The following is a 23556-nucleotide window of genomic DNA, read 5'->3' as shown; positions in this document are numbered from 1 at the left end:
GGAGAAAACCAACATGTCTGACGGCTGGAATATTGCTCTGTTAGGAGCTACGGGCGCAGTAGGTGAAGCTTTGCTGGAGCTATTAAGTGAGCGCCAGTTCCCGGTTGGTGAATTGTATCCTCTGGCCAGTGAGCGCAGTGCCGGCGCAACCGTGCGCTTCAATGGTAAAAGTTTGCTGGTCGAAAATGTCGCTGAATTTGATTGGTCTCAAGCACAGTTGGCTTTCTTTGTCGCAGGCCGTGAAGCCTCCGCGCAATATGCCGAAGAAGCTGGGAATGCGGGTTGTTTAGTTATTGATAGCAGTGGTTTGTTCGCTATGGAACACGATGTGCCGTTGGTGGTGCCGAGTGTGAACCCGCAAGTGCTGGCAGATTATCGCAATCGTAATATTGTCGCCGTCGCTGATAGCCTGACGAGCCAGTTACTGACGGCCATTAAGCCATTGACGGAAGAGGCTGGCTTATCTCGCCTGCATGTGACAGCGCTGATTTCTGCCTCCGCCCATGGTAAAGCTGCGGTGGATGATCTTGCTGGGCAAAGCGCTAAGCTATTAAATGGTATTCCCTCCGAACCGGGTATTTTCGCGAAACAATTGGCATTTAACGTGTTGCCGCTGCTGGCAGATGAAGAGGGCAGTGTACGTGAAGAGCGCCGTCTGGTGGACCAGGTACGTAAGGTCTTGCAAGATGAAGGTTTGCCAATCTCAGTGAGCTGTATTCAGTCACCGGTATTTTATGGTCAGGCACAGGTGGTTCATCTGGAGGCATTACGACCAATTTCTGCGGAGGAAGCCCGCAGCGAACTTGAAGATTGTGAAGATATTCAGTTATCTGACGAAGATGACTACCCCACTCAGGTCAGCGATGCCTCCGGCAGTGATGTTCTGAGCATTGGTTGTGTCCGCAATGATTATGGTATTCCCGAGGTGTTGCAGTTCTGGTCAGTCGCGGACAACATTCGCTTTGGCGGTGCATTGATGGCGATTGAAACGGCGGAGCGCCTGTTGCAGGAGCAACTATACTGATGTCCGAACTTGAGTTGGCCCAGCAAGACAATACCGTGGCTGAAGCTGTCGGTATAAAGATTGCGCTGGGTATTGAATACAATGGTAGCCGCTATTTTGGTTGGCAGCGGCAACAAGAAGTTGCCAGCGTGCAGGGGGCTCTCGAAGCCGCGTTATCAAAAGTTGCCAATGAACCTATTGGCGTCTTTTGTGCTGGGCGGACAGATGCCGGTGTGCATGCGACCGGGCAGGTGGTGCATTTTGTCACCACGGCGATGCGTAAAGATGCCGCATGGACTATGGGGGTCAACAGCCATTTACCACCAGATATTGCGGTGCGTTGGGTAAAAACAGTTGATGATGATTTTCATGCCCGCTTTAGTGCGACGGCTCGCCGCTACCGCTACATTATTTTTAATCATCGCTATCGTCCGGCCGTTTTGGCGCAAGGGGTCACCCATTGTTATATGCCGTTGGATGCTGAAAAAATGGAGCAAGCGGCCCAATGCCTACTCGGCGAAAATGATTTTACCTCGTTTCGTGCAGTGCAGTGCCAATCGCGTACACCATGGAGAAATGTAAAACATGTCAAAGTTACCCGACATGGCGCGTATATCGTGGTAGATATCAAGGCCAACGCTTTTGTCCATCATATGGTGCGTAATATTGTCGGTAGCCTGATCGAGGTGGGTTGTGGCAATCAGGATGTGACTTGGATGGCCGAGCTGTTGGCGCTTAAAGATAGAACACGTGCGGCAGCAACCGCGAAAGCAGAAGGGTTGTATTTGGTCTCAGTTGACTATCCCGAACACTTTGCTTTACCAAAAGCACCGATGGGGCCACTTTTTTTAGCGGATGACTGATAGAAAAAGTGAATATGAGTTTGGCTGGCAATAATTTGGGGCTAAGGAATACCTAAGAAAGTTCAGTTAAACTCGCCCAATCAAAAATTAGGTTTAGCGACTTACCGAGAGTATTTATGGAATTTATACGTTTCGTTATTGATTTTATTTTGCATATTGATGTTCATCTGGCGGAGTTGGTGTCGCAATATGGGGTTTGGGTTTATGGCATTTTATTCCTGATTTTATTCTGTGAAACCGGTCTGGTGGTCACACCATTCTTGCCGGGGGATTCTTTGCTGTTTGTGGCCGGTGCGTTGGCCTCTCTACCTTCCAATGATATCAATGTGCACATTATGGTTGCTCTGATGGTCACTGCGGCCATTTTAGGGGATGCCATTAACTACGCTATTGGTCGGGTATTTGGCGAAAAACTATTCAGTAATCCGGACTCCAAAATATTCCGTCGTAGTTATCTGGATAAAACCCATCAGTTTTATGAAAAACACGGTGGTAAAGCGATTATCTTGGCCCGATTTGTCCCGATCATTCGTACTTTTGCGCCATTTGTGGCCGGTATGGGGAAAATGTCCTATCGGCATTTTGCCGCGTATAACGTGATTGGGGCATTGGTATGGGTACTGTTATTCACTTATGCTGGTTACCTCTTTGGTAATGTGCCTATCGTGCAGAACAATCTGAAATTGCTGATTGTCGTTATTATTGTGGTGTCAATTTTGCCCGGTGTATTCGAGGTTTGGCGTCATCGGCGTGCAGCGGCACGTCAGAAAAATCAGTAAAAACGTTACCTAAGCCGAGGGTTCGACCAGTTTTTTATCTACACTGTCGAGCCAATATGGTTTAATGAGTGACATTTATGGTCTGTTCCTGCGGACAACCTGAGTATGAGTGCCTTGGTTACGCTGTACCAACGTGTATCTTAGGCATTTTTTATTGGGGTGTTTTCAGGGAGATGGTTAAAGCATGAACAGCGGACTGGCAACAGCCAGGTTCAAACAGAAAGGTCATCGATGAGCTGGATTGAACGAATTCTCAACAAAAGCAATATCTCACAAACCCGTAAAGCGAGTATTCCTGAAGGGGTGTGGACAAAATGCGACAGTTGCGGTCAGGTACTTTATCGTGCCGAATTAGAGCGCAATCTGGAAGTGTGTCCTAAGTGTGATCACCACATGCGTATGTCAGCCCGTGCGCGGTTACATATGCTGCTGGATGCAGGTAGTGAAGTTGAATTGGGTAGCGAGCTGGAGCCGAAGGACATCCTGAAATTCAAGGATTCCAAAAAGTATAAAGACCGGCTTTCTGCTGCGCAAAAAGAGACAGGCGAGAAAGATGCGCTGGTTGCCATGAAAGGAACCTTGCAGGGGATGCCTATTGTTGCTGCTTCATTTGAATTTGCCTTTATGGGCGGTTCAATGGCATCAGTCGTCGGTGCCCGCTTTGTGCGCGCGGTAGAACAGGCATTGGAAGATAATTGCCCACTGGTATGCTTCTCCTCCAGCGGCGGTGCTCGTATGCAGGAGGCATTAATGTCTCTGATGCAGATGGCAAAAACCAGTGCTGCTTTGGCGAAAATGCAAGAGCGTGGCTTGCCGTATATCTCCGTTCTGACGGATCCAACCATGGGCGGTGTTTCCGCCAGTTTGGCAATGTTGGGCGATATCAATATCGCGGAACCTAAAGCGCTGATTGGTTTTGCTGGCCCGCGTGTTATTGAGCAAACGGTACGTGAAAAACTGCCGCCGGGCTTCCAGCGCAGTGAGTTCTTGATTGAAAAAGGTGCTATCGACATGATAGTTCGCCGTCCGGTTATGCGTCAGACGCTGGCCAGCATCTTGTCTAAATTGACTCATCAGCCACAGCCAAGTGTGGTTGAGGCCAAGGCTGATGCAGCGACGACTGATAATCAGGCCGATGCCTGATTAACCCAACGGGCACCTCCTGATAAGGTGGTGCCCGGTATCGTAGCTTGAGCTTTATAGCTTTAAGTCAGAGAAAAAAAGGCCAGTGACGGGACTCATGAACAATCATCTCATTCCCCAAGCCACGTCGCCTTTGGCCGCGTGGCTTGACTATCTTGAGCGTTTGCATTCTCAACCAATCGAGTTGGGCCTGGAACGTGTAAAGCAGGTTGCAGAGCGTCTGGATTTACTTAAGCCAGCCCCTACAGTATTCACCATTGCCGGCACGAATGGCAAAGGCACCACTTGTTGTACCCTTGAGTCGATTTTACTTGCCGCGGGTCTGCGGGTCGGGGTTTACAGCTCACCTCATCTTTTGCGTTATACCGAACGTGTTCGTATTCAGGGGAAAGAACTCTCTGAAGCGCAGCACAGCCACTCTTTTGCCCAAGTTGAAGCTGGACGTAGCAATATCTCATTGACTTACTTTGAGTTTGGCACGTTATCAGCACTGCAATTATTTAAGCAGGCTAAGCTTGACGTGGTTATCTTAGAAGTTGGGCTGGGCGGGCGGCTGGATGCGACCAATATTGTCGATTCTGATGTTGCGGCGGTTACCAGCATTGCAATTGATCACACCGACTGGCTTGGATTCGATAGAGAGAGTATTGGTCGTGAAAAAGCCGGTGTGTTCCGTAGTGGAAAACCGGCCATCGTTGGCGAGCCAGATATGCCTCAGTCTATTGCTGATGTGGCCGCAACATTAGGTGCAAAACTGTATCAACGCGATAAAGCGTGGCAGTTCAGCCAGAACAATCAGAACTGGAGTTGGCAGTGTGACGACCGCCAATGGCAAAATTTACCGTTACCTAATGTGCCTTTAGCCAATGCGGCGACGGCACTGGCGGTGCTGCATTATTCTGGATTACCCCTGAGCGAAGATGCTATCCGCCAAGGCTTATTGGCAGCCAGTTTGCCGGGGCGTTTTCAGATAGTGAGTGAACAACCGCGGTTGATTTTGGATGTGGCTCATAACCCTCATGCGGCACGATACCTAACGGACAGGCTAGCTCAACTGCCAAAACAGGGCAAAGTGCGGGCGGTCATCGGGATGCTATCAGATAAAGATATTGCGGGTACGCTGGCGTGTTTATCTGAGCAAGTTGATGAGTGGTATTGTGCGCCATTGGAAGGTCCGCGTGGGGCCAGTGCAGAGCAGTTAGCTGAACATCTGGCACAGTCACGTCAGTTTAGTGATGTAGAAACAGCGTGGCGTCAGGCCATGCAAGATGCCGGACCACGGGATGTGGTCATTGTCTGTGGCTCTTTCCACACTGTTGCTCATGTGATGGCTGCATTGAATCTGTGACAGCGTTGAGTTTGTAAAGACATTGAAGGAGAGCGAGTGGCAAGTAAGTTTCAGAACCGTTTAGTCGGGACCATCATTCTGGTGGCCTTGGGCGTGATTGTGCTGCCGGGGCTACTGGATGGTAAAAAAAAGCATTATGAGGATGAGTTTGCTGCCATTCCCTTAGTGCCAAAACCCGGTGACAGCCAAGAGATTGATGCGGTTCCACCGGTCAGTCAACCCCTGCCTATTGCGCCGCCAGAAGGTGCTGCGCAAGCTGTGGGTATTCCTAAAGATGATTCCGTTTCTCAAGCTGCGAATGATGCCGGTAACTTACCCTCTGAACCCACAATCGTAGCGCCACCGGTAATACAAAGTAAGCCGGTTGAGGTGAAACCTGTTGAGCGAAAACCGGTCGAAACTAAGCCGGTTGAAACTAGACCGGTAGAAAGTCGACCCGTTGAAACCAAGCCCACTCCTGTTGAGAAAAAACCGCAAGAAGTGAAGCCAGAGATCAAACCGCCGGCTGAAGAAAAAGTGCCAGTAGGGCAGGCGTATGTCGTCCAACTCGGTGCACTGAAAAATGCGGCTAAAGTGAATGAAATTGTCGCGACACTGCGTCTGTCGGGCCATCGGGCATTTACGGTGCCAGCGACACCTGTTCAGGGTCAGATTACTCGGTTATATGTCGGGCCGGATGCGTCAAAACAGAAATTGCAATCGGCTTTGCCAGAGCTTAATTCATTAAGCGGCTTGAGTGGACAGGTTAGGCCTTATAGTACCGGGCGTTAAAGTTTGTCCAAGGGTTAAGATATCAGGGTGTACAGGGTTCTAGCGGCTTCTTGGTGCGGCGATGGTTATTTTTAAGTCACCGCACTTTAAGCGCCTATCCCATTAGGGTTGTTTTATTTGCCATTTTGAACCTGAGCAGTGTTCAGAATCCTCACGTACTTCGTGTACGCTCCGGTTCTTGCGCGCTGTTTGTGTTCAAACTGACCGCAACAATCACACCTACTGGGATAAGCTTTCATTTTCGCGGGTAAGAATTCCTCTACGCAAACGTTTTCTTTTTCTGTTAGAATTCGCCGCGAACAGGATGCAGCGGCGATTTCGTCATTGGAATAGTCATGGTCTGGATTGATTACGTCATTATAGGGATTATCGGATTTTCTGCTTTAGTTAGCTTAATCCGGGGTTTTGTCCGTGAAGCATTGTCACTTGTAACATGGGGATGTGCGTTTTTTGTTGCCAGCCATTTTTACACTTACCTTGCTGTCTACTTCACTCGCTTTGAGGATGAGGTGGTACGCAACGGAATTGCCATCGGCATTTTGTTCATCGCGACATTGATTGTCGGGGCTATTGTTAACTATGTGATTGGTTCATTGGTTGAGCGTACTGGGTTATCAGGAACTGACCGGGTGCTGGGGATCTGTTTTGGCGCGCTGCGAGGTGTTCTGATAGTCTCTGCCATGTTGTTCTTTCTGGATACGTTTACTGGCTTTTCGCAGAGTGTCGACTGGAAGCAGTCACAATTAATCCCGCAGTTCAGTTATATCATCAGGTGGTTCTTTGACTACCTGCAGAGCACGTCGAGTTTCTTACCGAATCAATTACCGATTCGGAGCGGCTTATGAGGAAAAGACAACATGTGCGGTATTGTCGGTATCGCCGGTTTTGCACCGGTAAACCAGTCGATTTATGATGCGTTGACGGTGCTTCAGCACCGAGGCCAGGATGCTGCAGGCATCGTTACCATTGATGCCCATAATGGGTTCCGGCTGCGTAAAGCAAACGGCTTGGTGAAGGATGTATTTGAAACCCGGCATATGCTGCGTTTACAGGGGAATATGGGTATTGGCCATGTTCGCTACCCAACGGCAGGCAGTTCCAGTGCTTCCGAGGCTCAGCCTTTCTACGTTAACTCACCGTTTGGTATCACTCTGGCCCATAACGGGAATCTGACTAACGCTCACCAGCTGAGAAAGAAATTATTCGAAGTTTCTCGCCGTCATGTGAACACCACTTCTGACTCAGAAATTCTGCTGAATATTTTTGCCAGTGAATTGGACCGTTTCCAACATTATCCGTTGGAATCAGATAACATTTTCGCCGCTGTTGCTGCGACGCACCAATTAATTCGTGGGGCATATGCTTGTGTCGCGATGATTATCGGCCACGGTATGGTCGCGTTCCGTGACCCTAACGGTATTCGCCCACTGGTGATTGGTAAGCGCACTTTAGCTGATGGTCGCAATGAATACATGGTTGCGTCTGAAAGTGTGGCATTGGATACCCTTGGCTTCGAATTCCTGCGCGATGTTGCTCCGGGCGAAGCGGTGTATATCACCGAAAAAGGCCAGTTGTTCACCCGCCAGTGTGCTGAAAATCCGAAATACAATCCGTGCTTGTTTGAGTATGTTTATTTTGCCCGTCCAGACTCCTTTATGGACAAGATTTCGGTTTACAGTGCGCGTGTGCGCATGGGCCAGAAATTGGGGGCGAAAATTGCCAAGCAATGGGAAGATCTGGACATTGATGTTGTGATCCCTATCCCGGAAACCTCCTGCGATATCGCGCTGGAAATCGCCCGCATCTTGGATAAACCGTATCGCCAGGGGTTTGTGAAAAACCGCTATGTAGGCCGGACCTTCATCATGCCGGGCCAGCAAGAACGCCGTAAATCTGTACGCCGTAAACTGAATGCCAACCGTGCAGAATTCCGCGATAAGAATGTGTTATTGGTGGATGACTCTATTGTGCGTGGTACTACGTCGGAACAGATCGTCGAGATGGCGCGTGATGCAGGGGCGAAGAAGGTTTATTTTGCGTCTGCAGCTCCTGAAATTCGCTTCCCGAATGTGTATGGCATCGACATGCCAAGTGTTAATGAATTGATTGCCCACGGCCGTGAAGTCGACGAGATTCGCCAGTTGATTGGCGCTGATGCGCTGATTTTCCAAGATCTTACTGACCTTATCGAGGCTGTACGTGAAGATAACCCTGATATTGCTCAGTTTGAGTGCTCAGTCTTTAATGGCGTTTACGTAACTAAAGATGTGGATCAGAGCTATCTGGAGTATTTGGAGTCATTACGTAACGATGATGCGCAAGCATTACGTAATCATAATGAAGCAGAAAATCTTGAGATGCATAACGAGGGTTAATATCCTCCTCCATCTTTCAAGGTATAGATGAATCAAAAAGGTGCAACTTGCGTTCAGGCGCGGTGCACCTTTTTTGTTTTTACATAGGACGTTGCAATTCTTAGCAGATAATCACCTAAGACAGTCAATTGGCCTCATTTCTGGTTATACTGTGGATAATTTGTTATCCGTCATTTGGTTGAGGCAGTTCCCATGAAACGACTTATTATTGGTATCAGTGGTGCCAGCGGTGCTATTTATGGCGTTCGGTTATTACAGGTACTGCAACATGTCGAGGGCGTGGAAACCCATTTAATTCTCAGTCATGCCGCGCGTCAAACATTGGCGCTTGAAACGGCGTTCAGTGTCAAAGATGTACAGGCATTGGCGGATGTTGTGCATGATTCTCGTGATATAGCCGCGTGCATCTCCTCGGGATCGTTCAAGACCAGCGGTATGGTTATTTTACCCTGCTCAATCAAAACATTATCTGGCATTGTCCATAGCTATACGGATGGTTTACTGACGCGCGCGGCGGATGTGATATTGAAAGAACGCCGCCCATTAGTTTTGTGTGTGCGTGAAACACCACTGCATCTAGGGCATTTACGCCTGATGGTACAAGCCGCTGAATTGGGGGCGGTGATTATGCCACCTATGCCCGCGTTTTATCACCAACCACAAAGTATTCAAGATATTGTCGATCAGACGGTGAACCGGATTATCGATCAATTCGATATTGAACTGCCTAAAGATCTCTTTATTCGCTGGCAAGGTTCGAATTAACATTATTTCCCTTAATTGATACATTTGTGCAACATCGCACTGAAATGGAGCGGATCATGCACCATAATGATCCTGTTTCAGAACGCGTGCTGTTGCATGGCATTCGCATTCAGTTTCTGTTAACAACCAGATGCCTGCATTTAGTGGCTTTCATGCTAAGAAAACGGCCATAAAATTTGCTTTTCTTCCCAGTGATTACTGGCACGATTACTGCAAATTGATTTATGAACGCTCTGGGTAATACAGAAAACTAACGCGCTTTGTGGCATCGAAAATCAATTTGAGGGTTATGTATGAATAAGAAGATTTTGGTTCTGCCTTTAGTATTAGCATTAGCTGCCGCCAGCAGTGCTTTTGCCGCTATTCCGAAAGATATCAAAATTGGTACAGATCCAACTTATGAACCATTTGAATCTAAAAATGCCAGTGGTCAGTTAGTCGGTTTTGATATCGATATAGCCAAAGAATTATGCAACCGAATTGATACTAAATGTACTTTTGTTGAAAGTGACTTCGATGCATTAATCCCATCGCTGAAAGCTAAAAAAATTGATGCCATTATCTCCTCGCTCTCCATCACAGAAAAACGTCAAAAAGAGATTGCCTTTACTGACAAACTCTACGCGGCTAATGCCCGCTTGATCGCCACAAAAGACAGCAAGATTGAGCCAACGTTGGTTGCCTTAAAAGGCAAACGTGTTGGGGTCTTACAAGGTTCTACTCAAGAAGCATTTGCGAATGCGGAATGGCAGCCAAAAGGTATTGATGTCGTAGCCTATCAAAATCAGGATTTGATTTATGCGGACTTAGCCTCTGGCCGTATTGATGCTGCCTTCCAAGATGAAGTTGCCGGCAGTGAAGGTTTTCTGAAACAAGAAGCCGGTAAAGGTTATGCCTTCGCCGGTCCGTCAGTAAAAAATGATCAATTCTTTGGTGTAGGCACCGGTATGGGTTTGCGCAAAGATGATACAGAGCTGAAAGCAGCCTTGGATAAAGCCTTTGCTGAAATGCGCCAAGATGGCACTTACGACAAACTCGCGAAAAAATATTTCGACTTTGATGTTTACGGCGGTTAATCCCATTTGCCGCTATGGCCTCAGCCTATTCAGGCTGGGGCCAACACAGAGCAATTAACCAGACTCCTTACTCAGTAAAACAGGATAACCCAGATGCTGGATGGATATTCGAAACTGATATTTGAAGGTGCGCTGGTGACGCTGGAGTTAGCACTGTGCTCAGTGTTGCTATCAGTGATTATCGGCTTGATTGGTGCCGGTGGAAAATTGTCATCAAACCGGTTGTTATCTGGCCTGTTTGAGTGCTACACCACGCTGATTCGCGGCGTACCTGATTTAGTCTTGATGCTGCTTATCTTTTACGGTTTGCAGATAACCCTCAATAGCATTACCGAATCACTTGGTTTTGCACAAATCAATATTGACCCTCTTTCTGCCGGGATTATTACGCTCGGTTTTATTTATGGGGCTTATTTCACCGAAACTTTTCGTGGCGCTTATATGGCTGTTCCTGCTGGCCAAATTGAAGCGGCAAGAGCATTTGGTTTTAATTCCAGCCAGATTTTCCGCAGAATCATGTTTCCGGCCATGATGCGCTATGCATTACCGGGGATTGGTAATAACTGGCAAGTGATCCTCAAGGCGACGGCATTGGTCTCTATTTTGGGATTGAATGATGTGGTCAAAGCCACACAATTGGCAGGAAAGGGCACTTATCAACCCTTCTTTTTCGCTTTGGTGGCCGGTGTGGTTTATTTGATTTTCACCACGGTCTCGAATGGTGTTTTGCTCTGGTTGGAACGGCGCTATTCCCATGGGGTGAAGAGGGCTGAACTATGATTGATATTATTCATCAGTATTGGCAAGCCCTGCTCTGGAGTGATGGTTACCGGTTTACCGGGCTGTCCGTGACGTTATGGTTGTTAATTTCTTCTGTTGTAATGGGGGGATTACTGGCTATTCCATTGGCGGTGGCACGCGTCGCAGAACGGCGATGGATTCGTTTACCGGTCTGGATCTTTACTTATATCTTTCGTGGTACGCCGCTCTATGTACAATTATTGGTGTTCTATTCTGGTGTGTATAGTTTAGAGATTATCCGAGGAAATGATCTGCTTAATGCCTTTTTCCGTAGCGGATTAAACTGCACAATTTTAGCGCTGACATTGAATACCTGTGCTTATACGACCGAGATTTTTGCGGGGGCTATTCGTTCTGTTCCCCACGGTGAAATTGAGGCGGCCAGAGCATATGGTTTTTCACGATTTAAAATGTATCGCTGTATTATTTTACCTTCAGCACTGCGTATTGCTTTACCGGCCTACAGTAATGAAGTTATTTTAATGCTGCATTCCACCGCACTGGCTTTTACTGCCACGGTGCCGGATATACTGAAAATAGCGCGCGATATTAACGCCGCAACTTATCAGCCGTTTTATGCTTTTGGTATTGCTGCCGTACTTTATCTGATTATCTCCTTTACGCTAATTAGCCTGTTCCGCCAGGCAGAGAAACGTTGGCTGGCACATATAAAACCTCAGGCATCGCATTAAGTATGGAGAGACCATGACTGACACACTAGAAACTAAAATAGCTGAAACTAAGCTGTCTGTGACGGAATTGCATAAGCACTATGGTGAACATGAGGTTTTAAAGGGGGTTTCACTTTCAGCTAAAGCTGGCGATGTCATCTCCATTATTGGGTCGTCCGGCTCGGGAAAAAGTACTTTTTTACGTTGTATCAACTTTCTTGAGAAACCTAGCGAAGGGTCGATTAGCGTTAATAATCAGGATATTCGTTTAGTTCGGGATAAAGACGGGCAATTAAAAGTCTTTGATAAAAAAGAACTGCAATTACTGCGCACCCGACTGACGATGGTATTCCAGCATTTTAATTTGTGGAGCCATATGACGGTGCTGGAAAATGTTATGGAGGCACCGGTCCAAGTCTTGGGGCTGAGTAAGTCTGTGGCAAAAGAGCGTGCTATTCGCTATTTGGATAAAGTGGGTATTGATGAACGTGCTCGCGCTAAATATCCGGTACATCTTTCAGGCGGCCAGCAGCAACGTGTTTCTATCGCACGGGCATTAGCGATGGAGCCGGATGTACTACTGTTTGATGAGCCGACTTCTGCACTGGACCCTGAACTGGTGGGTGAAGTTTTGCGTATTATGCAAAAACTGGCAGAAGAGGGGAAAACCATGGTGGTAGTGACCCATGAAATGGAGTTTGCGCGCCATGTCTCCAGCCATGTTATTTTCTTGCATAAAGGTGTTATTGAAGAAGAGGGGCCGCCAGCCGAGCTTTTTGGTAATCCCAAAAGTGCTCGCCTACAGCAGTTCCTGTCTGGTGCACTGAAGTAACAATTTATTCCCATCATCTTTCAAGCAACAGTGATGTTTACTGCCATCAGACACCCAAGCCATTGAGTTATCTCAACGCCTTGGGTGCATTCTGTTGCCGCTTGGCTGCAACTCGAAATGTATCGGGAAGGGCGGGATAACTCGCAGAGCTATCCCCCAGGCTTTTTCAGTACATTACGCAAAGCATCTTCTAGTTCGAAATAGCGAAAGGCAAAACCGGCTTCTTCTAGCCGTTTCGGTACTGCCCGTTGCCCTCCTAGCACTAAGGCAGCGGATTCCCCCAATAATAAGCGAATGGCTGCTGCCGGAGTACGAATCACCGCAGGGCGATCCAGCACGTCTGCCAGTGTGGCAATAAATTGTTCATTATGGACGGGATAAGGTGAAACCATATTAAACGGACCACTCAGTCCCTCTGTGGTCAGTAAATAATGGATACCGTGAACCATATCATCAATATGTATCCATGGCAGATATTGGCGACCATCCCCAATTGGCCCCCCCAATCCTAAGCGTAATAGCGGCACCATTTTCGCTAATGCACCGCCATGAGGGGCTAATACTATCCCGGTACGCAGTAGGCAGACGCGGGTGTTAGTGCTTTGGGCGGCCAGAGCGAGGCTTTCCCAACGTTCACAGAGTTGGTGAGTAAACTCATCATGTGGCACCTCATCTTCGGTGACCAATGCTTGCCCCTGATCGCCATAAAATCCAACTGCGGATCCTGAAATAAACACCGCCGGCGGCTGGCGACTGGCTTTAATTAACGTCGCTAATTTCTCGGTTATCTGCCAGCGACTTTGACACAGAATCTCCTTCTGCTGTGCCGTCCAGCGCTTTTCCGCTATAGGTTCACCCGCCAGATTAATCACTGCATCAAAATCGTCGAGGTCATACTTATCATCAAGAGTTGACCAGCAGGTGACTTGTGAACCCAGTACTTCAGTAGCCCGCTGCGGATTTCGGGTTAGCGCGGTTATTTGGTGGCCTTGCGATAAAAGGAACGCGCTGAGACTACGCCCAATGAGTCCTGTAGCTCCAGTGATTAAAATACGCATCGCCAATCTCCGTTTATGCCTTTCTTACTTCAGTGTTATTGTCGTCATGTCTGCCTATCAGCATCTCTTTTAGCATAGGTGATTCTGTGCTCTTCTCATACGATGATGAGCACATCCTGAGTTAATTTTTATCCAGATAAGCCCCCTTCAGACCCGTTAGTCGTGGAGCAATACAGTGCCTATATGTTGTCAGCAACATCATTTGAGAAAATAAAAAAATAATAGCTAAACAAATCATCTGATCTGTCCGATTAATACAGTGTTAAGCGCTCAGGTATTACCAGTTAAAACACCGCGTGGTCTTATTGCTGTTGAGCGCTAACAAAGGTTATAAGCCAGACAAGACGACTTTTAAAACACTGAATTTGTGATTTTCTGCTAGAGTGAACATACACATCTGAATAGAAAATAGGCGGTCAGTCTTTTCGCCTTGTGACGTTGGATGTTTTATAAATAAATATTAGGTGTTTTATAAAAACTCACGGCGGCTTATAAATCCTCCAGCTGAGGTCAAGTTGTGATCTCATTGTTGTCCATACACTTTTCCAGGTGCGCATGAAGCTAAACATCGAAGTTAACTGTACTTATGTGTGTGAACCTATACACAGGCAAGACGGTAGCTTATTAGCCGTTGAGCTATTAAGCCGATTTTCAGCTAAATCGGTCGATTTAGCCATCGATGTCGAACAGTTTATTAAAGAATTGGATATCGGCGGAAAGACTGATTTATTCCATGACCAATTACGCGCGGTCAAAGCTTATAGCGATTGGTTTATCACGAACAATGTTTTGCTCTCTATTAATATCGATTTTGACTTGGCCAGTGTGATTGTTACTGATGATTCAACCCGTCAAATGCTGGACGAAATGCCTTTTTTACGGCTAGAAATCATGGAGACTTTCTCCAATTTATCTGATGGGATGAATAATCCATTACTCCGTGAATTGGCTGGGCGATACCCGTTATGGCTTGATGATCTAGGGAGTGGCGGCTCTACTTTAAATGCAGTAACGGCCAATATTTTTGAGTATGTGAAAATTGATAAGCATTTCTTCTGGCAGCACAATAAGCATACTTTTCCTATCCTGATAAATAACATTAAGAAATATTGCCTCGGAGTGATTGTTGTCGGCGTAGAAAATCAGGATGAGTCAGAACAACTTAAAGGCAGTAATATTGATGCCATGCAAGGATATCTATTCAATCAGCTCACACTGGAAGAACTGGCATCCCGACCTCTATTATAACGCCGCCCCCTCATTGGAATTTGCATCATGCTGACATTATTCTGTAATGTCGGCGTTGCTTTTTACGATAAAATTTTCTTATGGCAGATAGTGTTTTTTATCGGATTAATCCGACGGATTGGATGATAGAATACGGCCACATTTAGCTTTCATTAAGTGTTATGACTACATGTTAAGTCTGACTTATTGAGGAAAACGATACCATGAAGTTAATGTTTGCTTCTGATCTGCATGGGTCGCTGCCTGCCACTGAAAAGGTGTTGGAGATCTTTGAACGTAGTCAGGCGCAGTGGTTAGTGCTGTTGGGTGACTTGCTCAACCACGGGCCACGTAATGCATTACCGGCAGGTTATCAGCCAGCGGCAGTAGCAGAATGCCTTAATCCCTATAAAAATAAGATTATCGCTGTGCGCGGCAATTGCGACAGTGAAGTCGACCAGATGTTATTACAATTTCCGATGATGGCTGGTTGGCAGCAGATTATTATGTCGGAAACGCGCTTATTTTTGACGCATGGTCACCTTTATCATCCCGCTGCACTTCCTCCGTTGCGTCATGGGGATGTCTTGGTTTATGGTCATACTCATCTGCCTCAGGCGCAGTGGCAGGATGAGGTAATATGTTTCAATCCCGGTTCCGTCAGTATCCCCAAAGGAGGGTATCCAGCAAGTTATGGCATGTTGGATGAGGGTGTTTTACAGGTTCTGACCCTACAAAATGATGAGCCTGTTGTTCAGTTGGCTTTGCGCCCTTAGCTGATAAAAGTGAATCAATATAAATACTTATAATGTTGTTTTTGAAAAACACTGTTGATTAACAATTGCGCGCATCTAAATGCGCCCAGATAGAAGGTTTCAGAGGATGGTGGAGCAAAATCCAGCAGCAGTCATCGAGTGGGTTGATATTGTTGATGAGCAAAATGATGTTATTGCTCAATCCAGTCGTCAACAAATGAGAGCTCAACGACTACGCCACCGTGCTACCTATATTGTGGTGCACGATGGAATGGGCAAAATTCTGGTACAACGCCGCACTGAGGGTAAAGATTTCTATCCCGGGAAACTGGATGCAACCGCCGGTGGTGTCGTGCAAAGTGGTGAAAACTACCTTGAATCCGCCCGGCGCGAAGCGGAAGAAGAGCTAGGTATTGCCGGTGTGCCTTTTGCCGAACATGGCCAGTTTTACTTTGAAGAAGAGTGCTGTCGTGTGTGGGGGGCTTTGTTTAGCTGCGTCTCTCATGGCCCATTTGCATTACAAGCGGAAGAGATAGATGAAGTTCGCTGGATGCTGCCAGAAGAAATCACCGCTCGTTGTGATGAATTCACTCCCGACTCTCTGAAAGCCCTGTCACTGTGGCTAACACGCAATAATGAGCAGGATTACGGAAAAATCACACCACGCGAAGATTAATCCCTATCAGCCATAAAAAAGCCCCTTTCTAGGGGCTTTTCTCTTTCTTGTTTCTATCTTACTGATTATCTAACAATAATACCCAGTAAAATACCCAAAGCACCGAAGTCAGCATCACTGAATGTGGTGTTGGCGAAACCGATGTCACCCAGCACTGGCAGCAGGAACACTGGCAGGAAGGTAATTAACAGACCTTGTGCGAATGCACCCAGAATAGCGCCGCGACGCCCGCCCGTTGCATTACCGAACACCCCAGCAGCAGCACCAACGAAGAAGTGAGGCACAACACCTGGGATAATCACGGTCATGTTCATCAAATACAGCGCAAACATCCCGATAAGGCCTGCGGCAAAGCTGCTCAGGAAGCCAACCAATACAGCATTAGGTGCGTAAGGGAAGACAACTGGGCAATCCAGAGCCGGTTTAGCATTAGGCACTAACTTGTCTGAAATCCCTTTAAATGCAGGAACAATCTCGGCAATAACCATACGCACACCTTGCAAGATGATGTATACACCTGCGGCGAAAGTAATGGATTGCATCAGTGAGAACATGAACCAGTTTTTACCACCGCTGAGGCTCTTCACCACTTCCGGCCCAGCAAACAGGCAGGTTACGATGAAAATAATGCACATGGTAAAAGAGATTGCGACGGGGGTATCACGCAAGAACAGCAGACTTTTCGGCACATTCATGTCTTCAGTCGAATGTTCTTTATTACCAAACTTACTGCCGATAAAACCCGCTAAGACATAAGACAGGGTAGAGAAGTGGCCGATTGCCACGTCATCAGAACCAGTCACCTTTTTCATATAAGGGTGGGCGATGGCAGGGAAGAACACCATTGCAACCCCAACGACCAGCGAACCGATAACAATCAGTGTTACACCACTAATCCCAGCGGTTGCAAGAATTACGGCGACCATCATCGACATAAACAGCGTGTGGTGCCCTGTCAGGAAGATAAATTTCCACGGCGTAAAGCGGGCAATCAGGATATTGATAACCATAGCGAAGAACATAATCATCGCCATTTCTTTACCGAAACTCTTCTGTGCGACGGACACAATGGCTTCGTTATTGGGGACGACGCCCTGAATACCGAAAGCATGTTGGAAGATATTGGCAAAATCACCCAAAGACGATACGACCAGACCTGCACCAGCACCTAAAATCACAAAACCCATGATGGTTTTTACGGTGCCCTTGATGCATTCCGTGACTGGTTTTTTCTGTGCAATCAAGCCGATTAAAGCGATGAGACCCACCAGCACTGCCGGTTCGGAAAGAACATCACTCATTAAAAAGCGGAAGAAATCCATGCCAGCCTCCAGTTACAAAGCGCCTAATTCAGTTAATGCCACAGACAAACGTTCTTTCATGGCTTTTTTATCAATCATGTTGTCTAAAGCAACAATTTTTCCACCGACGGCCTGAGCAATGAGCTGCTCGGCAATATCGTTGGTGCCGATGAAAATATCACTGGGTGTTCCTTTAGCCGAACCCAAGTCAACATGATCAACCTCAGCACTGACCGCCAATTCCTTCAGGATATTTTTGATGCTGATTTCCATCATCAGGCTGGTGCCTAGGCCGTTACCGCAAACCACTGTAATTTTCATTTTTTTCCCCTTAAAATTATTATCCGAACCTAATGTTTTGATTAATAACGCGCAATAACGGACAAAATATCCTGCTGCGTTTTAGCATTAAGCAAGGCGGCCACATCGTTATCGTTATCGAACAACTGAGCGAGTTGAGAAATAGCCTCGATATGGCTCGTACTGTCTGTTGCACTCAACACGATGAGCAGTTTGACCGGATCATTACCTTCTGCGTTGAACGTGACGCCCTCGGTAATAACGGTTAATGCCAGAGCGAGTTTATTCGCCCCTTCTTCTGGGCGGGCATGCGGCATAGCAATCCCCGGCCCGACAACATAGTAAGGGCCAATGGCCTCATGGGAGCGATAAATCGCCTCGACATACCGGGCTTCAATCGCGCCATTATCAATTAACGGTTGGCATGAAATCGCGATGGCATCACGCCAATCTTTTGCCTGGGTGACGACTTGAATGACGTCTGGCGTTAACAGTGTTTTTAACATGATATATATGACTCCCGATGACTGTTAACGTGAGAGTAGATAGTTATCACTGTTATTAATGTGATGAATATCTCAATTGATAGCGCTACCTGATAGCGCTATCAAAATTTGTGATAGCGCTATCATTTGTCGCATCCGGTCCTTTAGCTATCTCGTAATAAGCCATATACAATGCAATGAATTGTCGATGTGAATACGGAATGGTTTGTTGTCGGCAGGCAAGACATTTTAATTAGGCAGGAATTCAGCATGGAAAAAACGCGCAAGCGCCGCAATACCGGGCGGGTCACGCTATCTGATGTGGCGAATTACGCCGGGGTAGGGTCGATGACTGTTTCCAGAGCGCTGCGAACGCCGGAGCAGGTGTCAGACAAACTACGTGAGAAAATAGAACAAGCGGTTGAAAAACTTGGCTATATCCCTAACCGTGCCGCAGGGGCATTAGCATCCGGTCACAGCGATACTGTCGCCGTCTTAATTCCCTCTCTCACTGACAAAGCCAGCTCTCGCTTTATGCAGGCGCTGCAACAGATTTTGAATAAGAATGAGTTCCAACTCTTATTAGGTTGTCACGAATATAATCAGCGTAAAGAAGCTGAAATACTGATGACATTGCTGCAAAGCAATCCGGCGGCAGTAGTGATTTTTGGTTCGCAGTTGGCGGATAAAACTTATCAACTGCTTGAGCGAGCGAACATCCCCACAGTGAATGTGGTTGGGTCTTATTTCAAAGGGGCAAAAATTACTCTTGAAGCGGCTTTTTTTGAGTCAGCCTATGAATTGAGCCGCCATTTGCTGGAGCGGGGTTACCATAATATTGGGTTTATTGGCGCGCATATGGATAACCGTTTGCAGCGTCAGCAATTAAATGGCTGGCATAAAGCGATGCTTGAGCATTACAAAAATGGGGATCAAACTGTCACAACGCCAGAGAGTGCCAGTTTGCAGTTTGGCCGTTATGCGCTGACCGAAATACTCCAGCGCCAACCTGAATTGGATGCTGTGATATGTAGCCACGAAGATATTGCCCTTGGTGTGTTATTTGAATGTCAGCGGCGGTTGTTGAAAATCCCCAGTGGCATTGCAGTGGCGTGTTTAGACGGTTCAGACAGCTGTGATCAGACTCACCCAACGCTCACGTCCATGCGTATTGATTACAAAAAGATGGGTAAGGAAGCGGGTAAGATGCTGATTGATATGCTAGATAATGATGACGATGAGATAGATGAACCTCTCAATCAGAGCTTCAACTATAAGTTTGAACCACGACAAAGTACCTGACATGCAGAATCATGAGGTGATAAGTCGATAACCAAATAAAAACGCCAGCACAAGGCTGGCGTTTTTTATATGATTTAACCCGAAGATTAAGACGCGTCAGCTTGTGCTGATTGAATGGCGGTCAATGCCACGGTATAGACGATATCGTCTACCAACGCACCACGGGACAAGTCGTTAACTGGCTTACGCATGCCTTGCAGCATCGGCCCGATAGAGATCAGGTCGGCAGAACGCTGTACCGCTTTATAGGTGGTGTTACCGGTATTCAAGTCAGGGAAGATGAACACTGTTGCTTTACCCGCAACGGGTGAGTTAGGCGCTTTGGATTGAGCCACGTCTGCCATGATTGCCGCATCATACTGCAATGGACCATCGATGATCAGATCTGGGCGTTTTTCCTGTGCCAAACGTGTTGCTTCGCGGACTTTTTCCACATCGCTACCTGCACCAGAATTACCGGTGGAGTAAGAGATCATCGCCACACGCGGTTCGATACCGAATGCTGCGGCAGAATCAGCAGACTGGATAGCGATTTCTGACAGTTGTTCAGCTGTTGGGTCTGGGTTAATCGCGCAGTCGCCGTAAACCAGAACCTGATCAGGCAGCAACATGAAGAACACAGAAGAAACCAGCGAACTGCCCGGTGCGGTTTTGATCAACTGCAACGGTGGGCGGATAGTGTTTGCGGTGGTGTGAACAGCACCTGATACCAGACCGTCAACTTCGCCTTTTTCTAACATCAACGTACCGAGAACTACGTTGTCTTCCAACTGCTCACGAGCAACCACTTCGGTCATGCCTTTGCTCTTGCGCAGTTCAACCAGACGCGGAACATATTGCTCACGTACAGCAACCGGATCGATGATTTCAACGCCTTTACCCAGCTCGACGCCTTGAGCCGCAGCAACGCGTTGGATCTCTTCTGGATTACCTAACAGCACGCAAGTGGCAATGCCACGTTCGGCACAGATAGAAGCCGCTTTCACGGTACGTGGTTCGTCGCCTTCTGGCAGTACGATACGTTTGCCCGCTTTACGCGCCAATTCCGTCAGCTCGTAACGGAATGCTGGAGGAGACAGGCGACGTGAACGTTCAGAGGTGGCAGTCAGAGAGTCAATCCACTCGCTGCTGATATGGCTGGCAACATAGTTTTGCAGCTTCTCAACACGCTCATGGTCATCAGCTGGAACTTCCAGGTTGAAACTTTGCAGGCTCAAAGAGGTCTGCCAAGTATTCGTGTCTACCATAAAGACTGGCAGGCCAGTTTGGAAGGCACGTTCACACAAGCGTTTAATTGGCTCATCGATGGCGTAGCCGCCGGTCAGCAAAATTGCGCCGATTTCAACGCCATTCATCGCTGCCAGACAAGCAGACACCAACACATCTGGACGGTCTGCGGAAGTGACTAGCAGAGAACCCGGACGGAAGTGTTCCAACATGTGCGGGATGCTACGGGCGCAGAACGTCACAGATTTAACGCGGCGAGTTTTGATATCACCTTCGTTAATAATGCGTGCGTTCAAATGTTTGCACATATCGATTGCACGGGTGGCAATCAGCTCGAAGCTCCAAGGCACACAGCCTAGAACAGGCAGCGGGCTATTGGCAAACAGTTGTTTTGGATCGATTTTTGCCACACTGGCCTTGGTTGAATCATCAAAGATTTCAGACAGGTCAGGGCGAGTACGGCCTTGCTCATCCACCGGGGCATTCAGTTTATTAATGATAACGCCGGTGATGTTTTTGTTTTTGCTGCCACCAAAGCTGGAACGTGCTAGTTCGATACGCTCTTTCAATTGATCCGGTGAATCATTACCCAATGAAATTACAAACACGATTTCAGCGTTCAGGGTTTTGGCGATTTCATAGTTCAGGGCATTAGCAAACTGATGTTTGCGAGTTGGCACTAAACCTTCAACCAGAACCACTTCAGCATCTTTGGTATTTTCGTGATAACGGGCAACAATTTCTTCCATCAACACGTCTTGCTGATTAGAACTCAACAACGCTTCCACATGACTCATATTCAGTGGTTCAGCAGCAGTGATGCTGGAGTTCGCGCGAATGATCGTGGTGGTTTGATCAGGTGCATCGTTACCAGCACGTGGCTGGGCGATTGGCTTGAATACGCTCAAGCGTACACCTTTTTGTTCCATGGAGCGGATGACACCCAAGCTGACGCTGGTTAAACCAACGCTGGTGCCGGTAGGGATCAACATTATTGTACGGGACACGGCTAAACCTCTTTACGGTTTTATACCCGCCATCTTTCGAGTTGCAGAGTTGTTGGCTGCCATCATTCACCCAAGTCATTGCATTATCTCAACGCCTTGAGTTCATTCTGTTGCCGTCTATCTACAACTCGAAATCTATGGGGTATATATACCAGTCATACTTCAAGTTGCATGTGGGTTGGCTACGTTCAATAACCCGAATCACATACTGGAGTAAGTGATTCGGGATGAGTACGTTCGCTACCTGCTTGCAACACCAAATTCTTTGGATATATAAGTATAAAGAATAATTACGCGGTCAGACGAGAGGCGTCTTGCGCGATAACCAGCTCTTCGTTGGTCGGGATAACCAGAGCCAAGCGGCTGCCATCTTTGGTGATGGTGCCAGACTTACCAAAGCGTGCTGCCAGATTGCGTTCATGATCAATCTCAAAGCCCAGCAGTGCCAGTTTGTCCAAGGTCAGTTCACGCACCATTGCGGCGTTTTCACCAATACCACCCGTGAAGACAACCGCATCCAGACGGCCATCCATCAGTGCAGTATAAGCACCGATATATTTAGCCAGACGGTGGCAGAACACATCCATTGCACGGCGTGCATCTGCTTTGGTTTCATAGTTGTCTTCAACATAACGGCAGTCACTGGTGACTTCGGTCAGGCCCAGCAGGCCAGATTCTTTGGTCAATAGCTTGTTGATTTGATCAACGCTCATCCCCATAGAATCATGCAGGTGGAAAATGATTGCCGGGTCAATATCACCACTACGGGTACCCATAACCAGACCTTCCAGTGGCGTCAGCCCCATAGAAGTATCGACACATTTACCGTTACGAACCGCAGTGACAGAACCACCATTGCCCAAATGGCAAGTGATGACGTTCAGTTCTTCCAATGGTTTGTTCAGGACTTTGGCGGCTTCTTGGCTCACATAGAAGTGGCTAGTACCGTGTGCGCCATAGCGGCGAATACCATGTTCTTTATATAAGTTGTACGGCAGGGCGTAGAGATAAGACTCTTCCGGCATGGTCTGGTGGAAGGCAGTATCGAACACTGCAACATTTTTATCAGCCAGATTCGGGAAGGATTTCAATGCTTCAGCGATACCGATCAGGTGTGCTGGGTTATGCAGTGGTGCAAACGGGATGGAATCTTTGATACCCTGAATAACTTCTTCGGTAACAATTGCTGATGCAGTGAATTTCTCGCCGCCATGAACGATGCGGTGACCGATAGCGGTCAGTTGAGCGGAAAGCTCTGGTTTTTGTGCCAGAATAGTATTAACAATGAAATTCAGTGCTTCGCTGTGTGCTGCACCAGCACCCAATGCGGCTTCGTGTTTACCACCATCCATTTTCCATTTGAGGCGAGCCTCTGGTAGGTGGAAGCATTCGGCTAAACCAGAGAGGTGTTCTTCACCGTTGGTTGCGTCGATGATTGCGAATTTCAGGGAAGAGCTACCGCAGTTAAGAACCAGTACTAGCTTACTCGACATGGAAGTACCTATTTATAGTCGTGTTTGGTATTTGTTTTTGTCTACTCGATACCAATAGTAGCGGAAGGACAAAAACAGCGAAAAACACGTGGTTAATAAAACGTCAATCTGTCCAAAAGCGTAGCGCATATTGGCGTCGACATTAATGATTAACATCATGCGATAGCAAAAAAGGCATGATGATGAAAAAATCGCTGATAAAACGTTAATGCCTGGTGGTAAAAACCTGTGCGATTTAACAAAATTGATTTAAATGCTGCGAAAAGTTGACATATTTAGTGTCATCTTCTATGCGGCC

General features: G+C 47.3%; 23 protein-coding genes. 17 read left to right on the top strand and 6 right to left on the bottom strand.

What is annotated here, in order from left to right; genetic code table 11:
* Positions 1-13: 13 nt before the first annotated feature.
* From HUZ92_RS04695 to hisP, 13 genes are all read left to right on the top strand, one after another.
* Positions 14-1024, top strand: coding sequence for an aspartate-semialdehyde dehydrogenase (locus HUZ92_RS04695; protein ID WP_145580004.1), 1011 nt, complete (start codon positions 14-16; stop codon positions 1022-1024).
* Positions 1024-1866, top strand: coding sequence for a tRNA pseudouridine(38-40) synthase TruA (gene truA, locus HUZ92_RS04690; protein ID WP_050096874.1), 843 nt, complete (start codon positions 1024-1026; stop codon positions 1864-1866). Before HUZ92_RS04695 ends, truA begins: the two co-directional genes overlap by 1 nt.
* A 116-nt stretch (positions 1867-1982) precedes the next feature.
* Complete coding sequence (locus tag HUZ92_RS04685) at positions 1983-2645, top strand: DedA family protein (RefSeq protein WP_050096875.1); 663 nt, start codon at positions 1983-1985, stop codon at positions 2643-2645.
* Positions 2646-2876: 231 nt separating this feature from the next.
* Entirely contained in the window at positions 2877-3788 is a 912-nt protein-coding gene (gene accD / locus HUZ92_RS04680) for an acetyl-CoA carboxylase, carboxyltransferase subunit beta (protein WP_050096876.1), read from the top strand.
* Between the two features lie 97 nt (positions 3789-3885).
* Complete coding sequence (gene folC / locus HUZ92_RS04675; RefSeq protein WP_145580003.1) at positions 3886-5136, top strand: bifunctional tetrahydrofolate synthase/dihydrofolate synthase; 1251 nt, start codon at positions 3886-3888, stop codon at positions 5134-5136.
* 36 nt (positions 5137-5172) lie between these two features.
* Positions 5173-5907, top strand: a complete 735-nt coding sequence (dedD, locus tag HUZ92_RS04670) for a cell division protein DedD (protein WP_145525297.1) — start codon at positions 5173-5175, stop codon at positions 5905-5907.
* A 335-nt stretch (positions 5908-6242) separates the two neighbouring features.
* On the top strand, positions 6243-6752 hold the full coding sequence (gene cvpA / locus HUZ92_RS04665; protein WP_004708846.1) for a colicin V production protein: 510 nt from the start codon (positions 6243-6245) through the stop codon (positions 6750-6752).
* A gap of 12 nt (positions 6753-6764) precedes the next feature.
* Positions 6765-8282 carry an amidophosphoribosyltransferase gene (purF, locus tag HUZ92_RS04660; RefSeq protein ID WP_050096879.1) on the top strand — a complete coding sequence of 506 codons (1518 nt, stop codon included), beginning with the start codon at positions 6765-6767 and terminating at the stop codon, positions 8280-8282.
* A gap of 192 nt (positions 8283-8474) precedes the next feature.
* The gene (locus tag HUZ92_RS04655) at positions 8475-9047 is read left to right on the top strand and encodes a UbiX family flavin prenyltransferase (protein WP_050096880.1); all 573 of its coding nucleotides are present in this window, start codon (positions 8475-8477) and stop codon (positions 9045-9047) included.
* A gap of 293 nt (positions 9048-9340) precedes the next feature.
* Positions 9341-10123: a lysine/arginine/ornithine ABC transporter substrate-binding protein ArgT gene (argT, locus tag HUZ92_RS04650; RefSeq protein ID WP_050096881.1), complete on the top strand. Its 783-nt coding sequence runs from the start codon at positions 9341-9343 to the stop codon at positions 10121-10123.
* A gap of 93 nt (positions 10124-10216) precedes the next feature.
* Positions 10217-10903, top strand: a complete 687-nt coding sequence (locus HUZ92_RS04645; RefSeq protein WP_050096882.1) for a histidine ABC transporter permease HisQ — start codon at positions 10217-10219, stop codon at positions 10901-10903.
* Complete coding sequence (locus HUZ92_RS04640) at positions 10900-11616, top strand: ABC transporter permease (RefSeq protein WP_050096883.1); 717 nt, start codon at positions 10900-10902, stop codon at positions 11614-11616. The genes HUZ92_RS04645 and HUZ92_RS04640 overlap by 4 nt, the downstream gene beginning before the upstream one ends.
* Before the next feature lie 13 nt (positions 11617-11629).
* On the top strand, positions 11630-12427 hold the full coding sequence (gene hisP / locus HUZ92_RS04635; RefSeq protein ID WP_072086433.1) for a histidine ABC transporter ATP-binding protein HisP: 798 nt from the start codon (positions 11630-11632) through the stop codon (positions 12425-12427).
* Positions 12428-12576: 149 nt separating this feature from the next.
* Here the strand turns inward: hisP and HUZ92_RS04630 are convergent, their stop codons facing one another.
* On the bottom strand, positions 12577-13485 hold the full coding sequence (locus HUZ92_RS04630; protein WP_050096884.1) for a TIGR01777 family oxidoreductase: 909 nt from the start codon (positions 13483-13485) through the stop codon (positions 12577-12579).
* 555 nt (positions 13486-14040) lie between these two features.
* On the opposite strand from HUZ92_RS04630, the gene HUZ92_RS04625 reads away from it, so the two are divergent.
* The 3 genes from HUZ92_RS04625 (at position 14041) to yfcD (ending at position 16143) form a co-directional block, all read left to right on the top strand.
* Positions 14041-14733, top strand: a complete 693-nt coding sequence (locus HUZ92_RS04625; RefSeq protein ID WP_050096885.1) for an EAL domain-containing protein — start codon at positions 14041-14043, stop codon at positions 14731-14733.
* Positions 14734-14936: 203 nt separating this feature from the next.
* The gene (gene yfcE, locus HUZ92_RS04620; protein ID WP_050096886.1) at positions 14937-15488 is read left to right on the top strand and encodes a phosphodiesterase; all 552 of its coding nucleotides are present in this window, start codon (positions 14937-14939) and stop codon (positions 15486-15488) included.
* 106 nt (positions 15489-15594) lie between these two features.
* Positions 15595-16143, top strand: a complete 549-nt coding sequence (gene yfcD, locus HUZ92_RS04615) for an NUDIX hydrolase YfcD (protein ID WP_050096887.1) — start codon at positions 15595-15597, stop codon at positions 16141-16143.
* 65 nt (positions 16144-16208) lie between these two features.
* On the opposite strand, the gene HUZ92_RS04610 is transcribed toward yfcD, so the two are convergent.
* The 3 genes from HUZ92_RS04610 to HUZ92_RS04600 are packed head-to-tail and all read right to left on the bottom strand — an operon-like array spanning position 16209 to position 18250.
* Complete coding sequence (locus HUZ92_RS04610; protein ID WP_005277900.1) at positions 16209-17465, bottom strand: PTS ascorbate transporter subunit IIC; 1257 nt, start codon at positions 17463-17465, stop codon at positions 16209-16211.
* A 12-nt stretch (positions 17466-17477) separates the two neighbouring features.
* Positions 17478-17765, bottom strand: coding sequence for a PTS sugar transporter subunit IIB (locus tag HUZ92_RS04605; RefSeq protein WP_050096888.1), 288 nt, complete (start codon positions 17763-17765; stop codon positions 17478-17480).
* Between the two features lie 41 nt (positions 17766-17806).
* Complete coding sequence (locus tag HUZ92_RS04600) at positions 17807-18250, bottom strand: PTS sugar transporter subunit IIA (RefSeq protein WP_050096889.1); 444 nt, start codon at positions 18248-18250, stop codon at positions 17807-17809.
* 249 nt (positions 18251-18499) lie between these two features.
* Between HUZ92_RS04600 and HUZ92_RS04595 the strand changes: the two genes are divergently transcribed.
* Positions 18500-19531: a LacI family DNA-binding transcriptional regulator gene (locus HUZ92_RS04595; RefSeq protein WP_050096890.1), complete on the top strand. Its 1032-nt coding sequence runs from the start codon at positions 18500-18502 to the stop codon at positions 19529-19531.
* Positions 19532-19617: 86 nt separating this feature from the next.
* On the opposite strand, the gene pta is transcribed toward HUZ92_RS04595, so the two are convergent.
* Both pta and ackA read right to left on the bottom strand, forming a co-directional pair.
* The gene (pta, locus tag HUZ92_RS04590; protein WP_050096891.1) at positions 19618-21750 is read right to left on the bottom strand and encodes a phosphate acetyltransferase; all 2133 of its coding nucleotides are present in this window, start codon (positions 21748-21750) and stop codon (positions 19618-19620) included.
* 305 nt (positions 21751-22055) lie between these two features.
* Positions 22056-23258, bottom strand: a complete 1203-nt coding sequence (gene ackA / locus HUZ92_RS04585) for an acetate kinase (RefSeq protein WP_050096892.1) — start codon at positions 23256-23258, stop codon at positions 22056-22058.
* Between the last annotated feature and the right edge of the window lie 298 nt (positions 23259-23556).

Origin of the sequence: Yersinia vastinensis (assembly GCF_902726565.1) — a bacterium.
GTDB classification, from domain to species: Bacteria; Pseudomonadota; Gammaproteobacteria; order Enterobacterales; family Enterobacteriaceae; genus Yersinia; species Yersinia vastinensis.
The sequence above is the reverse complement of the archived record's forward strand: the minus strand, read 5'-3'. Positions and strand labels throughout refer to the sequence as shown.

Coding starts and splice junctions, on each gene's coding strand:
- pta (WP_050096891.1), bottom strand. CDS start 21,750: ATGTTGATCCCTACCGGCACCAGCGTTGGTTTAACCAGCGTCAGCTTG.
- HUZ92_RS04655 (WP_050096880.1), top strand. CDS start 8,475: ATGAAACGACTTATTATTGGTATCAGTGGTGCCAGCGGTGCTATTTAT.
- accD (WP_050096876.1), top strand. CDS start 2,877: ATGAGCTGGATTGAACGAATTCTCAACAAAAGCAATATCTCACAAACC.
- ackA (WP_050096892.1), bottom strand. CDS start 23,258: ATGTCGAGTAAGCTAGTACTGGTTCTTAACTGCGGTAGCTCTTCCCTG.
- HUZ92_RS04645 (WP_050096882.1), top strand. CDS start 10,217: ATGCTGGATGGATATTCGAAACTGATATTTGAAGGTGCGCTGGTGACG.
- HUZ92_RS04685 (WP_050096875.1), top strand. CDS start 1,983: ATGGAATTTATACGTTTCGTTATTGATTTTATTTTGCATATTGATGTT.
- yfcE (WP_050096886.1), top strand. CDS start 14,937: ATGAAGTTAATGTTTGCTTCTGATCTGCATGGGTCGCTGCCTGCCACT.
- HUZ92_RS04695 (WP_145580004.1), top strand. CDS start 14: ATGTCTGACGGCTGGAATATTGCTCTGTTAGGAGCTACGGGCGCAGTA.
- yfcD (WP_050096887.1), top strand. CDS start 15,595: ATGGTGGAGCAAAATCCAGCAGCAGTCATCGAGTGGGTTGATATTGTT.
- argT (WP_050096881.1), top strand. CDS start 9,341: ATGAATAAGAAGATTTTGGTTCTGCCTTTAGTATTAGCATTAGCTGCC.
- HUZ92_RS04610 (WP_005277900.1), bottom strand. CDS start 17,465: ATGGATTTCTTCCGCTTTTTAATGAGTGATGTTCTTTCCGAACCGGCA.
- HUZ92_RS04630 (WP_050096884.1), bottom strand. CDS start 13,485: ATGCGTATTTTAATCACTGGAGCTACAGGACTCATTGGGCGTAGTCTC.
- HUZ92_RS04595 (WP_050096890.1), top strand. CDS start 18,500: ATGGAAAAAACGCGCAAGCGCCGCAATACCGGGCGGGTCACGCTATCT.
- truA (WP_050096874.1), top strand. CDS start 1,024: ATGTCCGAACTTGAGTTGGCCCAGCAAGACAATACCGTGGCTGAAGCT.
- hisP (WP_072086433.1), top strand. CDS start 11,630: ATGACTGACACACTAGAAACTAAAATAGCTGAAACTAAGCTGTCTGTG.
- HUZ92_RS04605 (WP_050096888.1), bottom strand. CDS start 17,765: ATGAAAATTACAGTGGTTTGCGGTAACGGCCTAGGCACCAGCCTGATG.
- HUZ92_RS04640 (WP_050096883.1), top strand. CDS start 10,900: ATGATTGATATTATTCATCAGTATTGGCAAGCCCTGCTCTGGAGTGAT.
- HUZ92_RS04625 (WP_050096885.1), top strand. CDS start 14,041: ATGAAGCTAAACATCGAAGTTAACTGTACTTATGTGTGTGAACCTATA.
- purF (WP_050096879.1), top strand. CDS start 6,765: ATGTGCGGTATTGTCGGTATCGCCGGTTTTGCACCGGTAAACCAGTCG.
- cvpA (WP_004708846.1), top strand. CDS start 6,243: ATGGTCTGGATTGATTACGTCATTATAGGGATTATCGGATTTTCTGCT.
- folC (WP_145580003.1), top strand. CDS start 3,886: ATGAACAATCATCTCATTCCCCAAGCCACGTCGCCTTTGGCCGCGTGG.
- HUZ92_RS04600 (WP_050096889.1), bottom strand. CDS start 18,250: ATGTTAAAAACACTGTTAACGCCAGACGTCATTCAAGTCGTCACCCAG.